The sequence below is a fragment of the Gemmatimonadaceae bacterium genome (genome assembly GCA_035633115.1).
Lineage (GTDB): Bacteria > Gemmatimonadota > Gemmatimonadetes > Gemmatimonadales > Gemmatimonadaceae > UBA4720.
Map to the genome: position 1 here is coordinate 94,015 of DASQFN010000102.1, position 20,839 is coordinate 114,853.

Here is a 20,839-nt window from a genome sequence, read left to right on the forward strand (position 1 = left end):
GAGTTTGGCCGGACAGCAGCTCGAGCTTGTTACAGAGCTTCCGTTCGTACGCGAGCGAATCCCGCAGCCATCCAAGGGCACCAAGCGTCGGGGGCGCCGTCGCCCAGCAGCGCTCAGAGAGGCTGATAATAGACTTAGGCTGACACTTGACGTATCGCTCGCAGACGGCGAGGAAGCAGTGATCCTGTTGGAGGAGGATGGAGTCTTTTCGTGGCATCTACGGAGCGATGATGTCACACCGCCAGAAGCGCATCATGCGGTGCTGCGGCAACGTGCCATACGGGCGACGTAAACAGAGCCAAGGGAGCCATTCATGGCTCAAGCCGTACAGGCAACAGACATCTACGCTCGGATTGGAGACGTAGGCAGCGGCAGCCAGGTCGCTGTCGGTCATCACATCGTGCAGATCGGCGATGTGAAAGGCGGCATCGTCTACGTTCAGAGAGAAGACCCGCAGCCGCCGCGAGCGCGACCTCACCCCGTTTCCCTCCGTCCGAGACCATTCCCCGGCCTGCTCGACCGTGGCACTGAAACGTCCGAAAGTATCCGCGCGCTCGCGTCGAACGAGTCCCTCGAATGCACCGGCGAGCCAGGCTCCGGCAAGACCAGTTTCCTTCGCTACCTCGCTCATCAGCCGCAAATCTCCAGCTTTTCGGCAGGCGTCATCTACTCGCAGGTCAACCATCAGTCCAACGCGGATCTTCTGAAGTCGCTATTCGACGCTTTCTACGAATACGACTCGCCGATCAAGCCGACCGACACGGAGATCCGCCACTATCTGCAGAACTTCAAGGCGCTGATTCTGCTTGATGATGTAGACAGCACTGGCGAGCAAATCCAGCAGCTGATGAATATTGCGCCCAACTGCGCCTTCATCACCGCTACGTCACAGCGAAGTCTCTTCGGTGAAGCGCGCGAAGTAGCGTTGAAGGGACTGCCGACCGCCGACGCGATAAGCCTTTTCGAGCGAGAGTTGGGCCGGACGTTATCCACCGAAGAACGGAATGCCGCCGAGCATATCTGTGAATTGGTGGGTTGTAATCCGCAAAGAATCATGCGAGCGGCCAACCAGGCGCGCGACGAAAAACGTTCACTGGTCGACATCGTCCCGCCTGATCCATCTGTCCCTCTCGATCAAGTGCTCGCGGCGGCGGAAATTGAATCACGGTCAGAGGATGAAAAGAAAGTCCTTTCCGCTCTCGCCGTTTTCTATGGAGCACCCGTCGCAGCGCAGCATGTCGGCGCAGTTGCAGAAGTTTCGGGCGTCGAACGGATACTCGACGATTTCGAGCGACGCGGGCTCATTTACTCTCACGACAAACAATACACGCTGTCGAGTGATCTCAAAAACGCACTCCCCGGAAATCTGACTTCCCTCCGAGTGCGTGCTCTTTCCCATTTCGTCGAGTGGGTTGAGAAACAACCAGGGAATCCCGAAGCAATCACGAAATCCGCGCAGCCCATCCTGCTTATTCTGAAGTGGGGCTCGTCGGCAAAGTTCTGGCCGGAGGTCGCACGCCTCGGTCATGGGACCGAAGAGGCACTGACCTTAAGTGGAAAGTGGGACATGTGGGGCGCGTCATTGGAGTCGATACTCGAGTCCGCTCGCGCCGAGCAGAATCGCGCGGAAGAAGCTTGGGCTCTCCATCAGCTCGGCACGCGCGCTCTGTGCCTTGGAGCTACTTCGGAAGCAAAGGGCGCTCTCACGAGCGCGCTCGCGCTGCGAGAAGCGCTGAACGACCAACGAGGAGCAGCGGCCACACGCCACAATCTGAACATTCTTCTGGGCCCGGCACCGCCAACGGATTCCGATGGCCCGGGCCGCGAACCAGGGCCGGGTGGGATTTCGCCGCTGATCAAATTCGGCGTGCCCTCTCTTGCCGGAGCGGGGCTGCTAGCTGTGCTTCTGTTCGGGCCGTGGTTGCGCGTCGGGAATGACGACTCAGTCGGTGACGTCGATGTTCCTCCGCCTCAATCACCACCGACTGCTCCGAGTGCGATTCCCGCCCCGCCGCCAGCACTGCCTCAGGTTCTGAGCTTCAGTGCGTCGCCGCCAGGAATCGTGGCTGGTGAGAGCTCGCAGCTGTGCTTTCAACTCCAGGACGCCAGCAGCGTGGCGATTGATGGAGGCATTCCAAGTCTCCAGGCAGGAACAGGCAGGCAATGCGTCAGCGTCGCGCCGGAAGCTACTACGACCTACAGACTCACTGCCTCGAACTCAGAGGGTCAAACAAGCACCAGCGAGACAACTGTTACCGTGAGTAAGCCGGCGCCGCAAATCACGGGCTTCACCGCACGGCCGAATTCATTGACTGACGAGGGAAGCGTCGCTCTTTGCTATAACGTCCTCAACGGTGACGGATTGGAAATAGATAACGGGGTTGGCAGGATCAAACCCACGAGCGAGGGATGCGTCGCCACCACCGTGAAAGAGACGACGACCTTCACCTTGACTGCGACCGGCAGTGAGGGGCGCGTCGTAACGCGACAGGCAAGAGTCGACGTTGCGCATCCCGATATTGCGTTGGAGTTCACGGCCGAGCCTTCGACGATTACCCGGCCGAATGCAGCAACGCTCTGTTACCAGGCAAGCGGGGCGATCACGCTGAGCATAGATCACGATGTCGGCCGAGTCCCAATGCCATCGCCCGGAGAGAGAGCCTGTACAGCAGTCCGACCGAGTGAGACGACAACCTACACCTTGTCTGCGGTCGGATCGTTCAACCGTACGGCGAATCGTCAGCTTACCGTTTCGGTCAACGCGCCGCCGAAACATGCGCGGATCATTGATTTCCGCGCTTCTAAGCAGCGCGTCACGGCCGGAGAACCGGTGCAGCTATGCTACGAGATTGCAGATGCGGAGCGAGCGTCCCTCGCACCCATCAGCAAACAAATCCCAACCGGAAGCAATTGCATTAGCAACTCTCCGAAAGCGCGAACTAGATACGTCTTGACTGCAGTAGGCGAAGACGGGCAACCCGAAACGCGTGAGCAAATTGTTGAACTAGCAGAACCGGAGAGAGCGCCTCCCGTCCGGATTACAAAGTTCGAAATCGATACCGGAGATGGCAGGTCGCAACTATGCTACGCGGTCGAAAATGCCGTGAGCGCCAGGATTGAGCCCTTCGTTGGTGCGGTGAGGCTGCCAGGGGATTGTAGGACGATCAGACTGACAAAGCCGACAACTCTTACGCTCACGGCAAGCGATGCGAGCGGGAGAAGCGACCGAAGAAGGGCCGAGTATAGGCCTCCGGAGCCACCAAAAGAATCGATCAGAATCAGATTCTTCTCGGCATTGCCAAGAACAATTTTCGCCGGCGACACCGCCAGAATTTGCTATGCCACCGTCGGCGAAGGCACAGCAAGCATTTCACCGGATGTTGGCAACGTCCGGCCTTCACCGAGAATGTGTGTCAAGGTGACTCCGAAGATCACGACCATTTATACCATGAGAGCAGGTCAAGACCAACCGAGGACTGTGAAAATCACAGTTAACAGTCCGGTAGAGTGATCCGACGACATCGAGGGGAAACCAATGACCGACGAAAAGAAATCGGGCGATCGTATCAGAGCCACTGTTGGTAACGTTGGCGCGCGAAGTCAGGTGGCGGTCGGCAAGGACATCAACCAGGAACAGACCCACGTTGCGGCGGCCGCGCTGACGCCCGCCGAAATGGCCCAGCTACACTCGATGTTCGACGAATTGCGAATGAAGGTCGAGCAGGAAGCTCCCCCGGAGGAGAAAGAGAAGGCGCTCGAGCGTGTGGAAGAACTGAAGGAGGCTGTCACTGCCAAAAAGCCCGACGTGACGACCATCGAATACGTTAGGAACTGGTTCGTCAAGCGTCTGCCTGCACTGGCGGGGTCCGTAGTGGGGCTGATCGTGCACCCACTCGTGGGTAAGCTCGTGGAAGTAGGGGGCGAAGCTCTTGCTTCGACTTTTCGTGAGCGCCTTGGAGTCGAGAAGGCCTGATAGAGTTTCGGACTCGGGCGCTTCGATACAATGCCACGCAACATCGTTATCTGCTGCGACGGAACCGATAATCAGTTCGGGCCCAGCAACACGAGCGTCGTTCGCCTGGCGCAGGTAGCTGTTCAGGACCCCGACCAACAGATCGTCTACTACGATCCGGGAGTGGGAACGTTACCCGCGACATCTGCGCGGTCGAAAACCGCGAAACTACTTTCGCAATGGAAAGCCCAGGCATTCGGAACAGACGTCGACGACAAGGTGTGCATCCCTTACGGGCACCTCATGGAATTCTGGAAGCCCGACGATCGCGTGTTCATCTTCGGATTCAGTCGCGGTGCGTATACAGCTCGTGTTCTCGCCGGCTGCTGTACTCGCTGGGACTTCTGCCGCCAGGGAACCAGCACTTGCTTCCGTACGCGATGCGGATTTTCAAGTCACTCAAGACGAACACCAAGGGGCATTGGGAGCTGTCCAACAATTTCCGATGGTCGTTCGCTCGACCGGTACCGGGCGATGATGCGCGACACTTCCCAGTTCACTTCGTCGGACTGTTCGACACCGTGTCCTCGGTAGGATGGGTCTGGAATCCCACGAAATACCAGTACACGTTCCGCAACCCAACTATAAAGACAGTTCGCCATGCGGTATCGCTCGATGAGCGCAGGGCATTCTTCCGCCAAAATCTGTTCGGAAACGTAGACGGCCAGGATCTGATGGAGATGTGGTTTGCGGGTGTGCACTCCGACGTCGGTGGTGGATACCCTGAGGCCGACGGCGGCCTGTGGCGCGTAACATTCAACTGGATGGTTGCCGAAGCTCAGCTGAGTGGATTTCTCGTCGACTCCGATCGGCTCGGGGCGGTGCTGACTCGATCGATACCGCCGGCGAATCCGTGGGCCGAGCCACAGCATGAATCGCTCAAAGGCGGCTGGTGGATTGGCGAGATAATTCCCAAGCACGTTTACGATGCGCTCACCAAGACCTATCGCTGGAAGGCCAACTTCGGCAAACACCGTTCGGTTCCGGAAGGAGCGTTACTACCGCGAGCTTTGCTCGAGCGCCTGAGAGTTCCGAGCTATTCCCCTCCCAACCTGTCCGACGCCTTCAAGGCTCGCGTGAGAGGTCTTCCATCGGTTCCGGATAGTCTGAGATACGAGTCTTCCCCTCATCGGTCGGATCGATGATACAAAAACGACACTCGCCGATGCAAAACCGGCATTTTCAGCCAGCGCATAACGTTGCATCGTTGAAACCGTGTCGCCTCTTGGCGCGACTGAAAGCATGCGGGGCGAAACTCCCGTATCAGTGCCCCTCGGCCGGTCAGGTCAAGCGAGAGGTTTTTCTGCGAGGTGGAAAGTGTCGAGCAGTAATATCGAGACCAAAGTGGTTGAGCTCGTCAGAAGCCACTGGGCAGACGCAAATGTTCGCAACGTTCGGATTAACAACAACTTCGACCAATTCATCCGAGGCTCGCTTTATGTCGTCGCGATCCATGATGCAAATGACCGCGAGCGAGAGAATTACGTCTATGTCGTCGGGAGGCACCTCAGGTTATTCACTGATCTGACAGAGCTCGCAATGGGAATCGGGGAGGACGCAACGCAGGACACCATGCGCGCATCGTAGATACTGGCGGGGGAGCGCACGTATGGTGCGGTGTTCATAGATCCGGCCAAGGAAGGGGATGATCGATGGCAGGAGAGCCGTGGGATCCGGTCGAGCGCGATCGGCGCTATGCGAGCGCGAAGAGGGACGGTCTCACTCGGCTGCTCACCGAAGGCGACTCGTGGTTCGATTACCCACCCCATCCAAACATTGTCGACTGGCTCGAGGCCGAGGGCCAGTGGGCCATCAAGCGACTCGAGAATCTCAGGTCGCGCTCGCCGGAGAAACGACTACTACCGGAGCAATTCCGGGTGACGTTCCGCCAACCACGCTCGGACGTTGTCTCGCAGTGTGAACGCTATCAGGTAGACTTCTTTAACCTCGCCTTCTGTCGCCGCGCCGGCGCGTTCGTAGTTACTCACGTTCCTTTTCCGGCGGACGGCATCAAGAACATCAACGACATTGCGATCGACGCCGACGGTGTACCGCAGCGACTGAATCGCCCTTTCATGCGCTCGCAGTCGATCCGCCCGAAAGCCTTCGGCAGCGAGGGCGAGCGTAGCCAGCTGTAGAGCGGCATTGTATGCCATCGCGAGGCGCCAATCGGAGCTTACACCGGCGACCTTCGCATCAACCAGATCGCGGTCGACGACAGAAAGGAGGTCCGCGATTTCTTCGGCGCTTGTTTCATGCTCGACGAGCCATCGGTTCGCCAACCAGCTTTGCAAGGTCATTCTCCGTCCCCAGCAGCATGATCTTGGATCGTTCCATAACACGACGAACAAAATGCTCGCGGTGCGAATACTTCGATTTCAGCTCTTCCGGCGTATAGATCGTGGGATTTATTTCGCGGCCGAGTTGGCGTTGGAGGCGTCGCAATCGGGGCAACAGCTCGGCCAATGTGGCTCGGCCAACGACTACGAGATCGATATCGCTTCCAGGCCTTTGACTTCCAGAAGCCACAGATCCGTAGATAAATGCCAGATCGACCAGCTCCTTTCTGTGAAGCCCTTTAAGCACTCTACGTATGACGTCGGCAATCCCGGCAGTCTTCACCAATAAGTTGCGCAAGTCATCAAATACAGGCGCGCCAGGGTTCGCAGAGAAATAGACTTGCTGGCCCTGCGGGACCCGAAGTACAAGCCCGGCATTTACAAGCCGGGCAAGCTCGCGCTGCACAGCTCCCAATCCCGCCCCGGTTTCTCGGACAACCTGGCGCAGGTAGAACGACTTATCCGGCTGACCGAACAGAAGACCGAGCACCCGGCGTTTTGTCCCGCCGAAAAGAGCCTCCGCCACGGCATCGGACGTGTTCATAATATGAAGGTCGGCGTGTATCCATTTTGGTTACGCACGTACTCAATATGGGTACGGCGTCAGCTCCGGCGCAAGTCAAAGCACAGAACCGGGCTTGGCCCATACGCGCGAAAAAAGTCAAGAAGGCGGTCGGATATCTGGAGGCAATTCCTCGCCATCAGAGCCTCGCCACCCATGAGTACGAAGCGCTCAGCAAGGTCCTCAAGTGAAAGTGCTGGTCGCGTATGCTGAAAATGACACGCCTGGGCCTATAGATTTTCTGGCATTATGGGGCCAGCCTTTAATACCTGATCCCACCCTTGCGTATATTAAAGACAGCCTTTAATATACGCTATGCCATCGACCCATATTAAAGTCGCGGAAAAGAAGGGCTACGGTCGCGCTGGGAGGTATGTAAGCCAGCCCACCGGATACAAGGCTTTCATTCCCGCAGCCTTGCCGCCCAACCCCCCGGTCCGGATAAGTCCAAAACTCCAGTTGCTGCTGTCCCAGGCGGATCTGGCTCTGGGACGATTGGACGGCTCAATCCAGACCCTCCCGAATCCTGACCTTTTCGTACTCATGTATGTGCGGAAGGAGGCTGTGCTTTCCAGTCAAATTGAGGGCACTCAAAGCTCGTTGCAGGACCTGCTTGCTGCTGAAGCAAAGGTTCTCGACGCCAAAATTCCGCGAGACGTTGACGAAGTGATCAATTACGTCAGCGCGATGAATTACGGAATAAAAAGGTTACCCGACCTTCCAGTATCCGTTCGGCTCATTCGCGAGATTCATGAAAAACTCATGGAAGGCGTTCGCGGATCGCATCTGACGCCTGGCGAAATCCGACGGAGTCAGAACTGGATAGGCCCGGCGGGCAGCCCTTTGGCCAGGGCAATCTTCGTCCCCCCGCCGCCGGAAGAAGTGCCGCAGGCTCTCGGAGATCTCGAACGTTTTGTACACTCCGAGTCGCCGCTGCCCCTCCTCATCAGGATCGGCCTCGCTCACACACAGTTTGAGACCATCCATCCATTTCTCGATGGAAACGGCCGCGTCGGACGGCTACTCATAACGTTCCTGCTCTGCGAGCAGGGAGTTCTGCACAAGCCTGTTCTGTACCTGTCTTACTACTTCAAGCGCCACAGAAGGGAATACTATGAACACCTGCAGCGTGTGAGAGACGAGGGAAACTGGGAAGGCTGGCTCGAATTCTTTCTTGTTGGAGTTTCGGAAGTGAGCGCGCAAGCTACCGAAACCGCGCGCCGAATTCTCGCGTTGCGTGAACAGCACCGCGCCGCAATCACAGAGCATCTCGGACGCGCAGCGGGAAACGGTCATAGGGTCCTCGAGAGCCTATACCGGCGGCCAATCGTCACCGTCAATTCGGTTCAGGCGCTCACAGGCATCACTTTTCCCGCCGCGAACCAGTTGGTGAGCCGGCTGACCAAGCTCGAGATCCTCAAGGAAATAACAGCGCGAAAACGAAATCGAATCTTCCGGTACGAGGCATATGTCGACCTTTTCGCGGAGTAGGGTGAGCGCCGCTCAGAGCCAGGATCAGGTTTGCATTGGCCCGTGCTCGGATTGGTGCCCGCCGAGGATGTCTGTGCGTACGAGATGTTTGTTACCATTCGGCGGAAGGGGCGACGTTTGGCGGTGCCGCTGATTCAACTTAGACCCGGACCTGCCACTGATCCTCGGAGAGCGGGGCGCTCGCGGATTGGCATTATTGGGTGCGGATGGGATATGAATTCTGAGGACGACCCACCCCGACCACGGTCGGCGTCTCGCCCTGTGACCGAAGCGCGATGACGGATGACACGTGCTGGTTCCTCGCGCCTGCTTTCTAATTACCGAGACCATGACGCGCCGGGCGGAGATGAGCGGAACGAGCATGGCGGCGCCGCACGTGTCGGGCCTCATAGCTGCGTTTCTTTCAAAGCGAAAAGAGTTCCTCGGCCGCCCCGACGACGTGAAGGAGATCCTTCTCAAGAATTGCACGGATTTGCGGCGGCAACGACAGATGCAGGGCGCGGGGATGCCCAACCTCGTGAAGATGCTGGTCAATGTGTGAAGCTGGCGCTGGCCAGCGCTGCTGGTGCGGTATCCATTTGCCTCCGAACTAACCCGCAGAAACACTGCGGAATAAAGGAAGTCAATTAGGCCTCGGAGGCCGCCTTCTTGCACTTCGAGGCCTGGAACGAACCCCACCCAGCCGCAACCAGGCCCACATGACCGATATCGCAATCGCCTCGACCGCCCTCAGGAACGAGGCGGCCGGCGAACACCTCGCCACCCAGATCAGCGAAAAATTCAACGGGGAATCCCCCGACGCGCTGCTGGTCTTTGCGTCGCCTGGCAACGCTTATGAGGCCCTCCTAACAGCTCTTGCCGACGGGTGCCACCCCAAGGCCATGATCGGCTGCTCATCCGCCGGCGAATTCACCACCGAGACCTCCGGCACAGGGCTTACTTCGGCGATCGCCGTCCGCGCGCCCGACATGAAGTTCAGCGCGTCACTCGCCCGCCGCATTTCAAACGATCGCGCCGACGCCGCAGCACAGCTTGTCAATGGATTCAGCGGGCTCGCCTCGGCGGAATTCCGGTTTCGCACCGCGATCATTCTCGTCGACGCGCTCGCCGGCCATACCGAAGACCTCATCGAAGAGCTCACTGTCGCCACGGGCGGGATGTACCAGTTCGTCGGCGGAGGAGCCGGAGACAACGCCGACTTCAAGTCAACTCATGTCTTCATGGGTTCCGACGCCCACAGCAACGCAGCGGTGGCGCTCGAGATTCTCTCCAACAAGCCGATCGGCATCGGCGCGCGTCACGGATGGTCGCCGGCCGGTGATCCACTCCGCGTCACCGAGGCGGATCAGTCGTGCGTCGTCAGCCTGAACGTCTCACCCGCGGCCGAGGCTTTCGAAGCGCATGCGGCAACCACTCATCAGTCGTTCGATCGCACAGATCCGATGCCGTTCTTTCTGCATAACATCGTCGGGATGAAATCAGACGACGGACACAAGCTCCGCGTTCCACTCGGCGTTTCAACCGAGGGCGGAGTGACATTTGCCGCCGAGGTGCCCGCGGGCGCAACGGCGCAGATCATGTCCACTCAGGTGGCATCGGCCAGCGCTGCCGCCGCGGAAGCGGTGCGTGACGCAGTGAAGCAGGTCGAAGACAGCGGCAACAAACCCAGCGGTGCGATTTTCTTCGACTGCGTGGCAACCCGGCTGCGCCTTGGCGATGATTTCGGCGATGAGCTCGACACGGTTGCACGAGAGCTCGAGGCGCCGTTCGCAGGATTCAACTCGTACGGTCAGATTGTGCGCGCAGACGGTCAGTTCAGCGGATTCCACAACTGCACGGCCGTGGTCTGCGTGTTTCCGGATTAGAAGAAAGTGGTGTGAGTGGCATTTATGAGATCACCGCCGTGAGACCGTCGCTGCTGCAAAGCGCCGCGCGGCTGGGCGATGCCGTAACGCGCACTGAAGCGGCGGCTGAGCTCGCCGCCGAGCTCGGCGCGGAAAGTCTCCTGATCTTCATCCGCGACCCGGAGATTGGAGTCCTTCTCTCGGCGCCCGGATTCCCGCAGCAGTTTCCGGAAGGAAAGAATTGGCTTGCCTTCCTGGAAGCGTGCGTGGAGCGCGGGCAGCACCGGGACACCCTTCCATTCCGCGCGCTTGATGACCGCTGCCCTGTAATCGGATACGCCGAGGGGCGGGACATCGTTCTCGTACTCGTGGGTACGAAACAGCCCACCAGCGACGTGGACTGGCTCCGCTCACTTCTTCCGCTGCTCGCGGCCGTATTTCGTGGCGAGCAGACCGCGACCGTTGCGACGGCACAGGCAAGCCTCGCCCGACAATCCGCAGCCAGAGCCGCCGCGCTGGCAACAACACTCGGTCACACGCGCGGTGATCTCGAGGAGGCGCTGGCGGCAGCGCGCAAAGCTCAATCCGAGCTTCAACAGCTTTACCGCCAGCTTCAGGAGCAGTCAGCCGAGCTGGAGCTGACGAACGATCGGCTGACCCATCAGGCAGAACAGCTCGAGACACAGGCGATGGAAATGGAGGCACAGGCCGAAGAGCTGAGCGCCACGAACACCGCGCTTGAAGAAGCGCGCTCGCTCGCCGAGTCAGCGAACCGCGCCAAGTCCGAGTTCCTCGCGACGATGAGCCACGAGCTGAGAACCCCGCTCAACGCCATCGGTGGTCACGTGCAGCTGCTGGCGATGGGAATACACGGCCCCGTAACCAGCGACCAGATGGAAGCGCTGAACCGTGTTGAAAGGAACCAGCGTCATCTGCTCGGACTGATCAATGAGGTTTTGAATCTCTCGCGCATCGAAGCCGGCCGCGTGGATTACGACATCACCGATGTGGCGCTCAGTGAAGTGCTTGCAGATCTGGCTCCCATGATCGAGCCGCAGCTGGAAGCGAAATCACTCGGCTATGAGGTGAAGGATGCTACGCATCTGCCGGCAGTTCGCGGCGACCGGGAAAAGCTCCAGCAGATTCTACTGAACCTGCTCTCGAACTCGGTGAAGTTCACGGGCGCTGGCGGGCGAATCATCGTAGACGCGATGGTGAGCGACGACGGGAAAGGCCGCGTTTTCATCCGGGTCGCCGATACGGGGCAGGGCATTCCGGACGACAAGCTTCAGTTCATCTTCGATCCCTTCACTCAGGTTGACGGGACTCACAGCCGCGTGGGGCAGGGCACGGGTCTCGGGCTCGCGATCAGCCGGGATCTCGCGCGCGGAATGGGCGGCGACCTTCGTGCGAGGAGCGAGCTGGGCGTGGGATCGGTGTTCACGCTCGAGCTTCCGGGGGCCCAGAGCTGACCCGAGTCCTCGTCACCGGGGCCACCGGGTATATCGGCGGCCGCCTCATGCCGCGACTCGTGGCCGCAGGTCATAACGTCGTTTGCCTCGCGCGGGAGCCGCGCCGACTCGCCGGCCGCGACTGGGGTGACGTCGAGGTGTTTCAGGGGGACGTCCTCGAACGCGCCAGCCTCGACGCCGCCTTCGCTGGAGTCGATGTCGCCTATTACCTCGTCCACTCCATGGCTGAGGGCGAGCGCGGCTTCGAGGAACGCGATCGTATCGCGGCGCAGAACTTCGGCGACGCGGCCCGGAATGCCGGCGTTCAACGCATCATCTACCTCGGCGGACTCGGCGTCGACAACAGCGATCTCTCGTCGCATCTCGCGTCGCGCCAGCAGGTGGGAGACGTGCTTCGCGAATCGGAAGTTCCGGTTACGGAATTTCGCGCGGCGGTAGTCGTCGGCTCGGGCAGCATTTCGTTCGAGATGATCCGATACCTCACCGAGCGACTGCCGGTGATGATCACTCCGCGATGGGTTACCACCCGGTGCCAGCCGATATCCATCGAGAATGTCCTGAATTATCTGACCGAATGCCTCGGCATTCCCGAGTCGGTTGGACGAACGTTCGAGATAGGCGGGCCCGACATACTCACGTACGGCGACATGATGCGCGAGTACGCGGCAGCGCGGAAGCTCCGGCGGCTGCTCATCCCCGTCCCTGTGCTGACGCCGCGACTGTCGTCGTACTGGGTGGATCTCATCACTCCCATCCCGGCCTCGTATTCCCATCCGTTGATCGAAGGACTGAGAAGCGAGGCAATCGTGAACGATTTATCGGCGCGCGACGTTTTCAGGATCGATCTCATTCCGTATGCGGAGGCGGTGCGCAGGGCGCTCGAGCGTACCGGCTCTGGTGAAATCGAGACTTCCTGGGCCGGCGCTCAGCAACGGCTGAAGGCCGGAGTGACGACGAGCACCGGCGAAGGCATGATAGTAGAGGAGCGCCGCGTGAAATCGGTTGCTCCACCTCAGGCAGTATTTACTGCATTCTCCGGCCTGGGCGGAAAAAGGGGTTGGCTCTACGCCGACTGGCTGTGGAAGATCAGGGGGTTGATGGATCGCCTCGTAGGTGGAGTGGGGATGCGGCGCGGCCGTCGCAACCCCGACATGCTTCGCGCGGGTGACGCGCTCGATTTCTGGCGGGTTGAAGCCGTCGAGCCGGGACGTGCCGTGCGCCTTCGCGCAGAGATGAGGGTGCCGGGATCGGCAATGCTCGAGTTCGAAGCAGTTCCGCAGGAAAAAGGCGGGACGCTGCTGGTTCAGACCGCTTCGTTCGATCCGCGCGGGCTCGCTGGTCTCGCATACTGGTACGTGCTGTATCCCATTCATCAGCGGATGTTCTCAGGGATGGCGCACGCGATCGTCAAACGCGCAGAATCGCTGGCTTGAAAGCGGGGTGACGCGCGGCCCGGCTTTTGAGTGATAGCCGAGCTCTACTATATAAAGGAGCACAGCACAGATGCCCGACAAGAAGATCATCGCCGTCGCTGGCGCCACCGGACAACAGGGCGGCGGTCTCGTCCGCGCAATACTGAGCGACAGGAGCGGCGAGTTCACCGCCCGCGCAATCACCCGCGATCCGGCCTCCGAGAAAGCGCGAGCTCTCGCTGAGCTCGGCGCCGAGGTCGTTCAAGCGAACCTTCACTACGAGGAAAGCGTCCTGAATGCGTTCGAGGGCGCTTATGGCGCCTACTGTGTCACTTTTTTCTGGGAGCACATGTCCCCGGAAAAGGAGTTTGTCGAAGCGCGGAATCTCGCGAGCGCCGCGGGCAAGGCGGGCCTGAAGCATGTCGTGTGGTCGACGCTGGAGGATACACGAGAGTCGATTCCTCTCGACGACGATCGCATGCCGACCCTGAGCGGCACCTACAAGGTTCCCCACTTCGACGTGAAGGCAGAGGGCGACGCATTGTTTCGCGAGTCGGGAGTCCCGACGACGTACCTGCTGGCTTCGTTCTACTGGGAGAATCTCCTCGCGCCAGGAAGCGGCCCCCAGCCCGACGAGGAAGGCAACCTCGTACTCTCGCTCCCAATGGGTGACAAGAAGCTCGCCGGTATCGCAGCCGAAGACATCGGCAAGTGCGCCCTCGGAATGTTCAAGCGAGGCCCCGAGCTCGCCGGAAAGACAATCGGCCTTGCCGGCGAACAGCTCACAGGCGAGGAAATGGCGCAGAAGTACTCGAAACTTCTGGGGCGTCCGGTGCGCTACAACGCGGTGCCGTTTGACGTTTTCCGCGGACTTGGCTTTCCCGCCGCACAGGAGCTCGGCAACATGTTCCAGTTCTACACTGAGTTTGCCGAGGATGTGGGAAGGACGCGCGATGTCGCCGTTTCACGCGAGCTGAATCCGGAGCTTCAGGACTTCGAAGAGTGGCTCTCGCGTAGCAGGGCAAAGATTTCCGCCTAAGCCGCGGCCTGCCGGAGATCGGTTCGGCGTAAACAGGCTATTCCACGCTGCCGTAATCAGGATTGGGGAGTGAAGTTCGCCGTAGTGATCGTACAGCCCCAGCTCATTCGATCGCCACTCGAAGCCACAAAGGCACAGATTGCTTTCGCGCCGGCATTTCCCGGAGTGCCAATCGTTCTGATGGCTCAGGATTCCACTGGCGCCCCGTTCTTTCATGGACGAAAGGATCTGGTCGCGCTGGTCCATGACATCCAGCTCGACGCGATCCAGCGGCAGGAGTACAGCTACGGCAGGTAAGGCGACGAGGCGATTCGCTTACGCCTGCGTGATTCTGCGCTCACGACAGTCTTTCCTCACGGTGAAATTGCTGGATCCAATCGCGCCGTTCACCGCAAGGGAGGTCATCATGCCCCAGACTGAAATCGCCTCACAATCCATTGACCCCATCGTCGAGCAGCTCGATCGCTTTCGGCAGCGCGCGACGTACGGCGCGGTGGCCGCTGTGCTGAACCGTTCGCCGCGCAACCTCATGTCGGGGAGAACGAGAAGTCAGCAGGACTCGTGGATCGTGAGCAACAAGGACGGTCTGCCGACGGGTTACGAGCCCGAGCAGATTCACCCCGAGATCGAGTCCCGCGAGGTGATTCTCCGCTCCGGTGAGGAGCTCGAGCGTTGGCTCAGCAATCCCAGCTAGCCACCACGGTGGGGTTAGGTTTCCGGTGTGACCGACTTCCATCGCGTATGGTCGCCTGAGCGCCCACACACTCTCGTAGTCGCCTGCTCCGATGGCCGGCTGCAGGAAGAGATCGACGATTTTCTCCATCAGCAGCTTGGCTTGTCAGGCTTCGACCGATTCTATGTACCGGGCGGCGGCGGCGCCCTCGCGTCGGCCGGGCGAGACTTCCTCCGCGCGAGCCAGCTGCGACGCGAGTGCGCCTATCTGGTGGAGCTGCACGAAATCTCTCGAGTGATCCTGCTGTTTCATGGCCCTTCAGCGGGCGGGCCGGCGCACGCGGCGTGTGCCGACTACAAAAGGAAGATGCCCGGGGCATCGCCGGCCCTGCTCAACGAGCAGCAGGAACGCGACGCGGTCGAGCTCAAACAACACCGCGCGGAGTGGGCCGGAAAAGCAGAGGTGGAGGCGTATCGGTGTGAGATCGACGAGTCGCACCATATCGCCTTCGTGGAATTAGCGGATTAGACAGATCGAACGGATCGAACGGATTAGGCACGAACGGATCAGACAGGTCGCGGTCAACGGGCAACAGCCATCGCGCAACCCGAGCTCATGAAGGCGAATCGCCAGCGCGAAGCCAAGCCAAAGGAATTAATGCGGATAGCGTCGCTGTAGCGTACGCGAGCCCGTACTCTTACCGGGAGCCCCTGCGATCTGTTCGCGCGGCACCAACTGCGGATAGCAGCACGGCGGGCATTGCGGCGATTCTACGCATGTTCTCAGGCATGTACGGCGCCGCTCAAGAATACGAACTCCAGTCGCTGGGCCGCCAAATAGCTCGCGACGATGAGGTCAGCGCGGCGCCTGACGACCAGCGACAGCGGCCACGAATGAAGAACGCGGTCAGAAGAAGCGGTGTCGCAAAAGTTACCGTGCTTCGTTCGACGCGGAGCGCACCGATCGTTGGCGAACACCTTGGCAGCTTCGCGGGGTTTTTAGGAAGAGCGTATAGGGAATACGACTATTACACAGGTATCTACGATGGGCTTGAGTTCATTGCACGAAATTTTCTGTGTGATTCGACGACGAATGATACCTGTGCGCGCGAACAGCATGAAATCCTAACAAAGAACGACATTCTAAAAACCGGGCCGCTGGGACGAGAAGTTCTCAAGTGGCATTGGCAACTCGAGTACGATCCAAATCCGCACAGGGCCGCCGCGCCCGATTCGCTAAGCGAGGATGCTCAGATTGCGGACCGACTTCGTCTGCTTACGACGATTCACAATGCGATGTTCCCGTTACGAAGCCGGCAGTTCGAGATACCGTGCGGCAAGCGATTGCTTGAAGAGCAACTTTGCAAGACCGGGTTGGACAAGGTCGTCGACGCGATACGAAATGACCCGAAGAGCATTCTTGCCGCTCGCCGGCTAAGCGATTGGTGCAAGGCGCACCAGAAAGAAAGTGCAGCCGGCGAGTGCACGGTGGATCCACAATTCATGGCGTTTCTTGAACATCCGGTTAAGGAGTTAAACCGCGCTGCAGTCAGAGTTCTATCCAATCTGTGGGACGCGGAAAACATGGCAAAGGAGCAAACCGGTGCGTCGGACTATTCTGCCTGGGTTGAATTTGCGTCCGCGTATTATCGGTCGACGGACTACAGTTACCGCCGAGGCCTGGAATTCAATCCCTCGTCGGCGATGCGCGACAGCCGGACCAGCAGTGCCAAGGTTCTGACATGGGTGAATTATGCTCTTCCGAACGAATTACTCCTGTTTGGAGTGTATCCAGGGGATCCACGGAAACTTGAGCGAACGAGTGACGACAAGCGACGGGTAAACACCATTCTGCTTGCTTGGCAGCCGGTGGTTTGGTTCGCGGGCAAAGGGGGATCGATTCGGACACGCGTTGAGGTGTTTCGCGGCCGTTTCGCTGCACCATCTGACGAAGGAGTCTGGGCTGCCGCGCCTGGGGTAACATTAAGGACCTACGAAAAAATGCCTTGGTTATTTACATCCTTCGAAATCGGCGGACTGTATACTCGTCACATTTTTTCCGAAGTGACGCCAATAGGCGCCGGCAGGAGGATGCAATGGACGGCTACGCTTCGCGGCGTTAATGACCGCATCGTCATATCATATCGCTGGGCAAAGGGCCGTCCGTATACTCTCGCGTTTGGGGTTAGCGACGTGAATGGGCTCGCGTATTGGATACTTCGGTAGTGGGCGTGTTACCCTAAATAACAATGTTTGCTTTATGGATGCCGGCAGTCCTCGCCATTCTCAGTGCATCCGCAAGTGTACAAGACAGCTGTACAGGAACGCCGTTGGCAGAGAGTATCAGGCTTCAATTCGCCGATGGGACCGTTGAGCGCCAAATAGACTCTCGGGTTCGACGGAACAGAACTGGTATCTATCTCGACAGTGGAGGCCAATACCGATTCACGGCGCGAGGCAAATGGCAAGACGGGCAACGGATTCGTCCTACGACTGCCCGCGGCTTCGATTCGAATGTCGTGCCCTGGTACGGACGTCTGTTCATGTTTTTGGGAGAGCCAATCCGACGATACCCCCGCGCCCGCTGGTTTGCACTCGTAGGTGAGCTATCGTCTCGTCCGCGGAAATTCTTCGTTATCGGCGACAGCCTAGTTTGGACAGCGCCGACAACGGGTGAGCTTGTCGCGTTCGCAAACGACGTCAATTCGCATTATGGCAACAATCGGGGATGTATCGCCTTGGCCGCTAAGCGTATCCGGTGAGCACCACTGACAACTAACGTCTGGCACAACGTCTTATGACTTCCGAATTCCACAGGCCGGCGTCAGAACGATTCGCACAGTACTCGACGTCGCTCAGAGACATCGGCCGTCGTCATACCACGTGGCTTGATGGCAGCGCCGCGCGGCACTATGCCTACAAGTGGCATGAACACCGAAATCGACTGACGAGAGGGGTCGCGCTATGAGCAATCGGGCGGAGCCGAACAGCGTGAAACGTGCCTTAGCCATTGCCGAACAGGTCGTGATGACCCAAGGGAGCATTTTTATTCGAGAGCTATTGCGTAACAAGAAGCGCGAGGGAAGCAAGGTAGCGATCGGCACCACAAAAGAAGAAATCTTGGACAATCTCGTCAAGGCGATAAGAGACAACGTAGTTACCGCAGCGGATCTCGACGATTGGGTGGAGGAGATTGAGGGCTGGGGACGACAGCATGTTTACATGCACCGCGTAGGGCAGAGGATCGTGGCGTCGCCGGCGCTAGAATCGCCCGCTCAACTCTTGTCAGCGCTGCGCGACTCGAAGATGGCTGCCACCTGGGGCAAGCGAACATCGCTGGATTTTCCAGACGAACTCGCAATCTCCCGGATCGACTTCGATGGTGATGTGCTCCAAGTTGGATGGCAGCAAAGATACGATCGATGGCAGCGTGAAAAGAGCCTCGATCCACCGCGCCAAACAATCGAGGGCGACGTGTACGAGTTCCGCGCGTACCGACAGGAACTCCTGCGCTCCGTGATGCGGTTTGTGCTATTCGTCAAGTCACGAAGGGCGGCGCTCTTCATCCAACTCCCTCTTGCCGATCCACGACACCAGGCTGCGCGAGATCTCGCAAAGGCGACCCTGGGCAAACTCATCTCTTGGGATGAGCTCAAGCCTCTCAGCATCTCGAAGGCGATCAAAGCAATTGATGAAATAGATTTGCGTGCTCCAACTTCGGGCAACGCCTTAGCCGGTCGAATGCAGGCGCAAAACACGAGGTTTGGAGCTGGGGGCGCAACCGTTGAGTTCGACGCTGACCCAGCAATCGTTGCGTGGAAGAACATTGCGGCGGTTCGACAGGTTAGAAACGCCCTGCAGTTGAATTCTTTTACAGGCCACAGCGGCAAGTTCATAGTGGAACTTCGCTCGGGCACAGGCCTCAATCGAAGCGTGATAGTCTCGCTCGACGGACGGCAAAAGCGGCTGTATTTGTGGTCGCAGATGTCGGCCACTGAAGTCTGGCTTGTGCTCGACGAGGTCGTGAAGCACGGATGAGCGAGTCGTTGCCATACTGGGCGCCGACGTTGGCGAAAGTTTTTTCAGACGACCTGATCAGAATGGTTCTTGCACTTCTAGCACAGGATGGACCTCTCCAGATCGATGCCGAGGATCTGACAGCCGAAACGACAGCCTCCACGGTTGAGGCCGAGGCGCTCCTCAAAGAGTTAGCCAAGATTCACGTATTAGTGGAGCGCACGACCCTCGTATGCGGTCAATGCAAAGAGCCAATTAATGAGGATACAAAAAGGATCGGCCGTTGCTCAACCTGCGAGACGTCCTTTGATGAGGTCTCTCCAGTCTTGAAGACTGTGTACTACCGATCTGGATCACGTTCCCGCGATGTACAATGGGTTGTCACGATCCACGGCATGAACACACGTGGTGGCTGGCAACAGGAGTTCGCGTGGCAGTTGGCGCAGGTCTACGGCTATTCCGTACCGGTCGCCGTTTACAAATATGGACGTATCGCCGTCAGCCCTCTCCTGCAGTTTCGACAATGGAAATACCGCGACCGGCTGATCGCCGAACTTCGGCGCCTCCAGCGGAAGCGTGCCGACCACATGCGAACTGGCCCACCGGACGTCATCGCTCACAGTTTCGGGACGTGGCTTCTTGCCCAAGCCCTTCTCAAAGATGAAAACCTTGTCGTCGGCAGAATCATCCTTACGGGCTCGATCGTCCGTCCCGACTTCAATTGGCGAGCCCTTATTGATGCAAGCCGCGTCGAAGCAGTACTCTGTCATAGTGGCGGGCGCGATAGATGGGTACGCGCGGCTCAATTTGGGATTCCTATGTCCGGCCCGTCCGGCCATCGAGGCTTTAACGATCGAACCTCGGTCGCACATGTGCACGAGCCGGAGTTCAGTCACAGCGATTTCTTCGACGAAAGAGATCTCAGCCGCAGTCTCAATGGAGTTTGGGCTTCGTTCCTTACTGTCCCTCAAGCAGAAATTGCGCTGCTGAACTCGCCGCCTGAGCAACGAGAATCGTGGCGACCGTCCCGCTTGCGAAACGCGACTCCATTCCTAAAAGTGGTTCTGCTCGGCATTGGCGGGATTCTCATCGGAGTCGTCATTGTCGCTTTGCTCTTGGGGGTTCGTGATTTGACCGGCTATTCGGTACATCTGATATCCCAGTGAACGGCGCTGGGAGACCAAGTGGTGCGCCAGTAAGTCTGACGCCCCAGTCACTGACTCGAATTCATCGATAGAAAAACGACAGTTCACTGATAGAAATTCAGCATATCGCGAAGCTTCGTCGTTAGAGACCTTTATGACAGCGAGGCGAGCCAGTCCACCGTGGGTGTCCTTTGCGTCGAGAACTGAATGACCACGGCGAGTCGCTGCAAAGCTCCAAGTCACCGTACAACGTCTACTGGTGAAATGTTCTTAAGCCGAAGCGATTTATCTCACCGGCATTCGGCGTTTCCGCTAGCGGAGGGTGCGATGAACGAGTCGAGCACTTCGTCGAAGATTGACAAGTCGGACGAGCGCAACGGATCACCGACTCAACATCTTGAGCTCCGACGTGACCGAGAGAAGGCGGCCCCTACGGCGCCGACTCCGGAGATTGGAACACCCACGGTCTCGGAACAGCCCGCCGTTCCCGAGAAGTTGCGGCCACCCAACGCGATCTATCTGATCGAGCGCGAGGCCATCGAATTCCGCCGGCAATATTGGGAAGGCCGTTTCAAGTCCGAGAAGGCCCCACGCGACGCCGCGCTCGCGGCGCTCGATTCCAAAACTCTGCAGAGCGCGAGCGGCGACGCGGCACCGTCGCCAGAGTCGCGGGAAGCCGAATCCGTGAATCGCAGTCGCGACCGTGATGTCTCGACCCGTGAACGACTCGCCAAGTACGACCGTCCGCCAGCGAGTAGCCAGAAAGAGACTGCTCACCCTTGGATACGTCAGGTCGGTTCGTGGGCCGGGTCACTCTTCCGCGGCGAGCACTAG

18 protein-coding genes and 1 pseudogene are annotated in these 20,839 nt (G+C 58.9%); 18 read left to right on the forward strand and 1 reads right to left on the reverse strand.

The window, feature by feature from the left end; genetic code table 11:
• The first annotated feature begins 313 nt into the window (after positions 1-313).
• The 5 genes and pseudogenes from VES88_12405 (at position 314) to VES88_12425 (ending at position 6,150) form a co-directional block, all read left to right on the forward strand.
• Positions 314-3,511, forward strand: coding sequence for an AAA family ATPase (locus VES88_12405; GenBank protein HYN82298.1), 3,198 nt, complete (start codon positions 314-316; stop codon positions 3,509-3,511).
• A 24-nt stretch (positions 3,512-3,535) separates the two neighbouring features.
• Positions 3,536-3,973 (forward strand): hypothetical protein, encoded by a 438-nt coding sequence (locus VES88_12410; GenBank protein ID HYN82299.1) that lies wholly within the window; start codon positions 3,536-3,538, stop codon positions 3,971-3,973.
• 30 nt (positions 3,974-4,003) lie between these two features.
• Positions 4,004-5,157, forward strand: a pseudogene (locus tag VES88_12415) (DUF2235 domain-containing protein).
• Positions 5,158-5,329: 172 nt separating this feature from the next.
• Entirely contained in the window at positions 5,330-5,599 is a 270-nt protein-coding gene (locus VES88_12420) for a hypothetical protein (GenBank protein ID HYN82300.1), read from the forward strand.
• Positions 5,600-5,664: 65 nt separating this feature from the next.
• On the forward strand, positions 5,665-6,150 hold the full coding sequence (locus VES88_12425; protein ID HYN82301.1) for a hypothetical protein: 486 nt from the start codon (positions 5,665-5,667) through the stop codon (positions 6,148-6,150).
• A gap of 115 nt (positions 6,151-6,265) precedes the next feature.
• Here the strand turns inward: VES88_12425 and VES88_12430 are convergent, their stop codons facing one another.
• Entirely contained in the window at positions 6,266-6,895 is a 630-nt protein-coding gene (locus VES88_12430) for a nucleotidyltransferase domain-containing protein (protein ID HYN82302.1), read from the reverse strand.
• A gap of 333 nt (positions 6,896-7,228) precedes the next feature.
• Here VES88_12430 and VES88_12435 point away from each other — a divergent pair, with 333 nt between their 5' ends.
• From VES88_12435 to VES88_12495, 13 genes are all read left to right on the forward strand, one after another.
• Entirely contained in the window at positions 7,229-8,404 is a 1,176-nt protein-coding gene (locus tag VES88_12435) for a Fic family protein (GenBank protein ID HYN82303.1), read from the forward strand.
• A 289-nt stretch (positions 8,405-8,693) separates the two neighbouring features.
• Positions 8,694-8,945, forward strand: coding sequence for a S8 family serine peptidase (locus tag VES88_12440; protein ID HYN82304.1), 252 nt, complete (start codon positions 8,694-8,696; stop codon positions 8,943-8,945).
• A gap of 157 nt (positions 8,946-9,102) precedes the next feature.
• Positions 9,103-10,269 carry an FIST N-terminal domain-containing protein gene (locus tag VES88_12445; protein HYN82305.1) on the forward strand — a complete coding sequence of 389 codons (1,167 nt, stop codon included), beginning with the start codon at positions 9,103-9,105 and terminating at the stop codon, positions 10,267-10,269.
• Between the two features lie 11 nt (positions 10,270-10,280).
• Complete coding sequence (locus VES88_12450; GenBank protein ID HYN82306.1) at positions 10,281-11,720, forward strand: ATP-binding protein; 1,440 nt, start codon at positions 10,281-10,283, stop codon at positions 11,718-11,720.
• A complete protein-coding gene (locus VES88_12455; GenBank protein ID HYN82307.1) occupies positions 11,717-13,153 on the forward strand; it encodes an SDR family oxidoreductase in 1,437 nt (478 codons plus the stop codon). Before VES88_12450 ends, VES88_12455 begins: the two co-directional genes overlap by 4 nt.
• 70 nt (positions 13,154-13,223) lie before the next feature.
• Complete coding sequence (locus VES88_12460; protein ID HYN82308.1) at positions 13,224-14,171, forward strand: NmrA/HSCARG family protein; 948 nt, start codon at positions 13,224-13,226, stop codon at positions 14,169-14,171.
• 69 nt (positions 14,172-14,240) lie between these two features.
• Positions 14,241-14,468 carry a hypothetical protein gene (locus tag VES88_12465; GenBank protein ID HYN82309.1) on the forward strand — a complete coding sequence of 76 codons (228 nt, stop codon included), beginning with the start codon at positions 14,241-14,243 and terminating at the stop codon, positions 14,466-14,468.
• Positions 14,469-14,577: 109 nt separating this feature from the next.
• The gene (locus VES88_12470) at positions 14,578-14,865 is read left to right on the forward strand and encodes a hypothetical protein (protein ID HYN82310.1); all 288 of its coding nucleotides are present in this window, start codon (positions 14,578-14,580) and stop codon (positions 14,863-14,865) included.
• Between the two features lie 27 nt (positions 14,866-14,892).
• Positions 14,893-15,372 carry a hypothetical protein gene (locus VES88_12475; protein HYN82311.1) on the forward strand — a complete coding sequence of 160 codons (480 nt, stop codon included), beginning with the start codon at positions 14,893-14,895 and terminating at the stop codon, positions 15,370-15,372.
• Positions 15,373-15,737: 365 nt separating this feature from the next.
• Positions 15,738-17,069, forward strand: a complete 1,332-nt coding sequence (locus tag VES88_12480) for a hypothetical protein (protein ID HYN82312.1) — start codon at positions 15,738-15,740, stop codon at positions 17,067-17,069.
• Between the two features lie 738 nt (positions 17,070-17,807).
• Positions 17,808-18,881 (forward strand): hypothetical protein, encoded by a 1,074-nt coding sequence (locus VES88_12485; protein HYN82313.1) that lies wholly within the window; start codon positions 17,808-17,810, stop codon positions 18,879-18,881.
• Positions 18,878-20,026 (forward strand): hypothetical protein, encoded by a 1,149-nt coding sequence (locus VES88_12490; GenBank protein HYN82314.1) that lies wholly within the window; start codon positions 18,878-18,880, stop codon positions 20,024-20,026. Before VES88_12485 ends, VES88_12490 begins: the two co-directional genes overlap by 4 nt.
• 306 nt (positions 20,027-20,332) lie before the next feature.
• Entirely contained in the window at positions 20,333-20,839 is a 507-nt protein-coding gene (locus VES88_12495; protein HYN82315.1) for a hypothetical protein, read from the forward strand.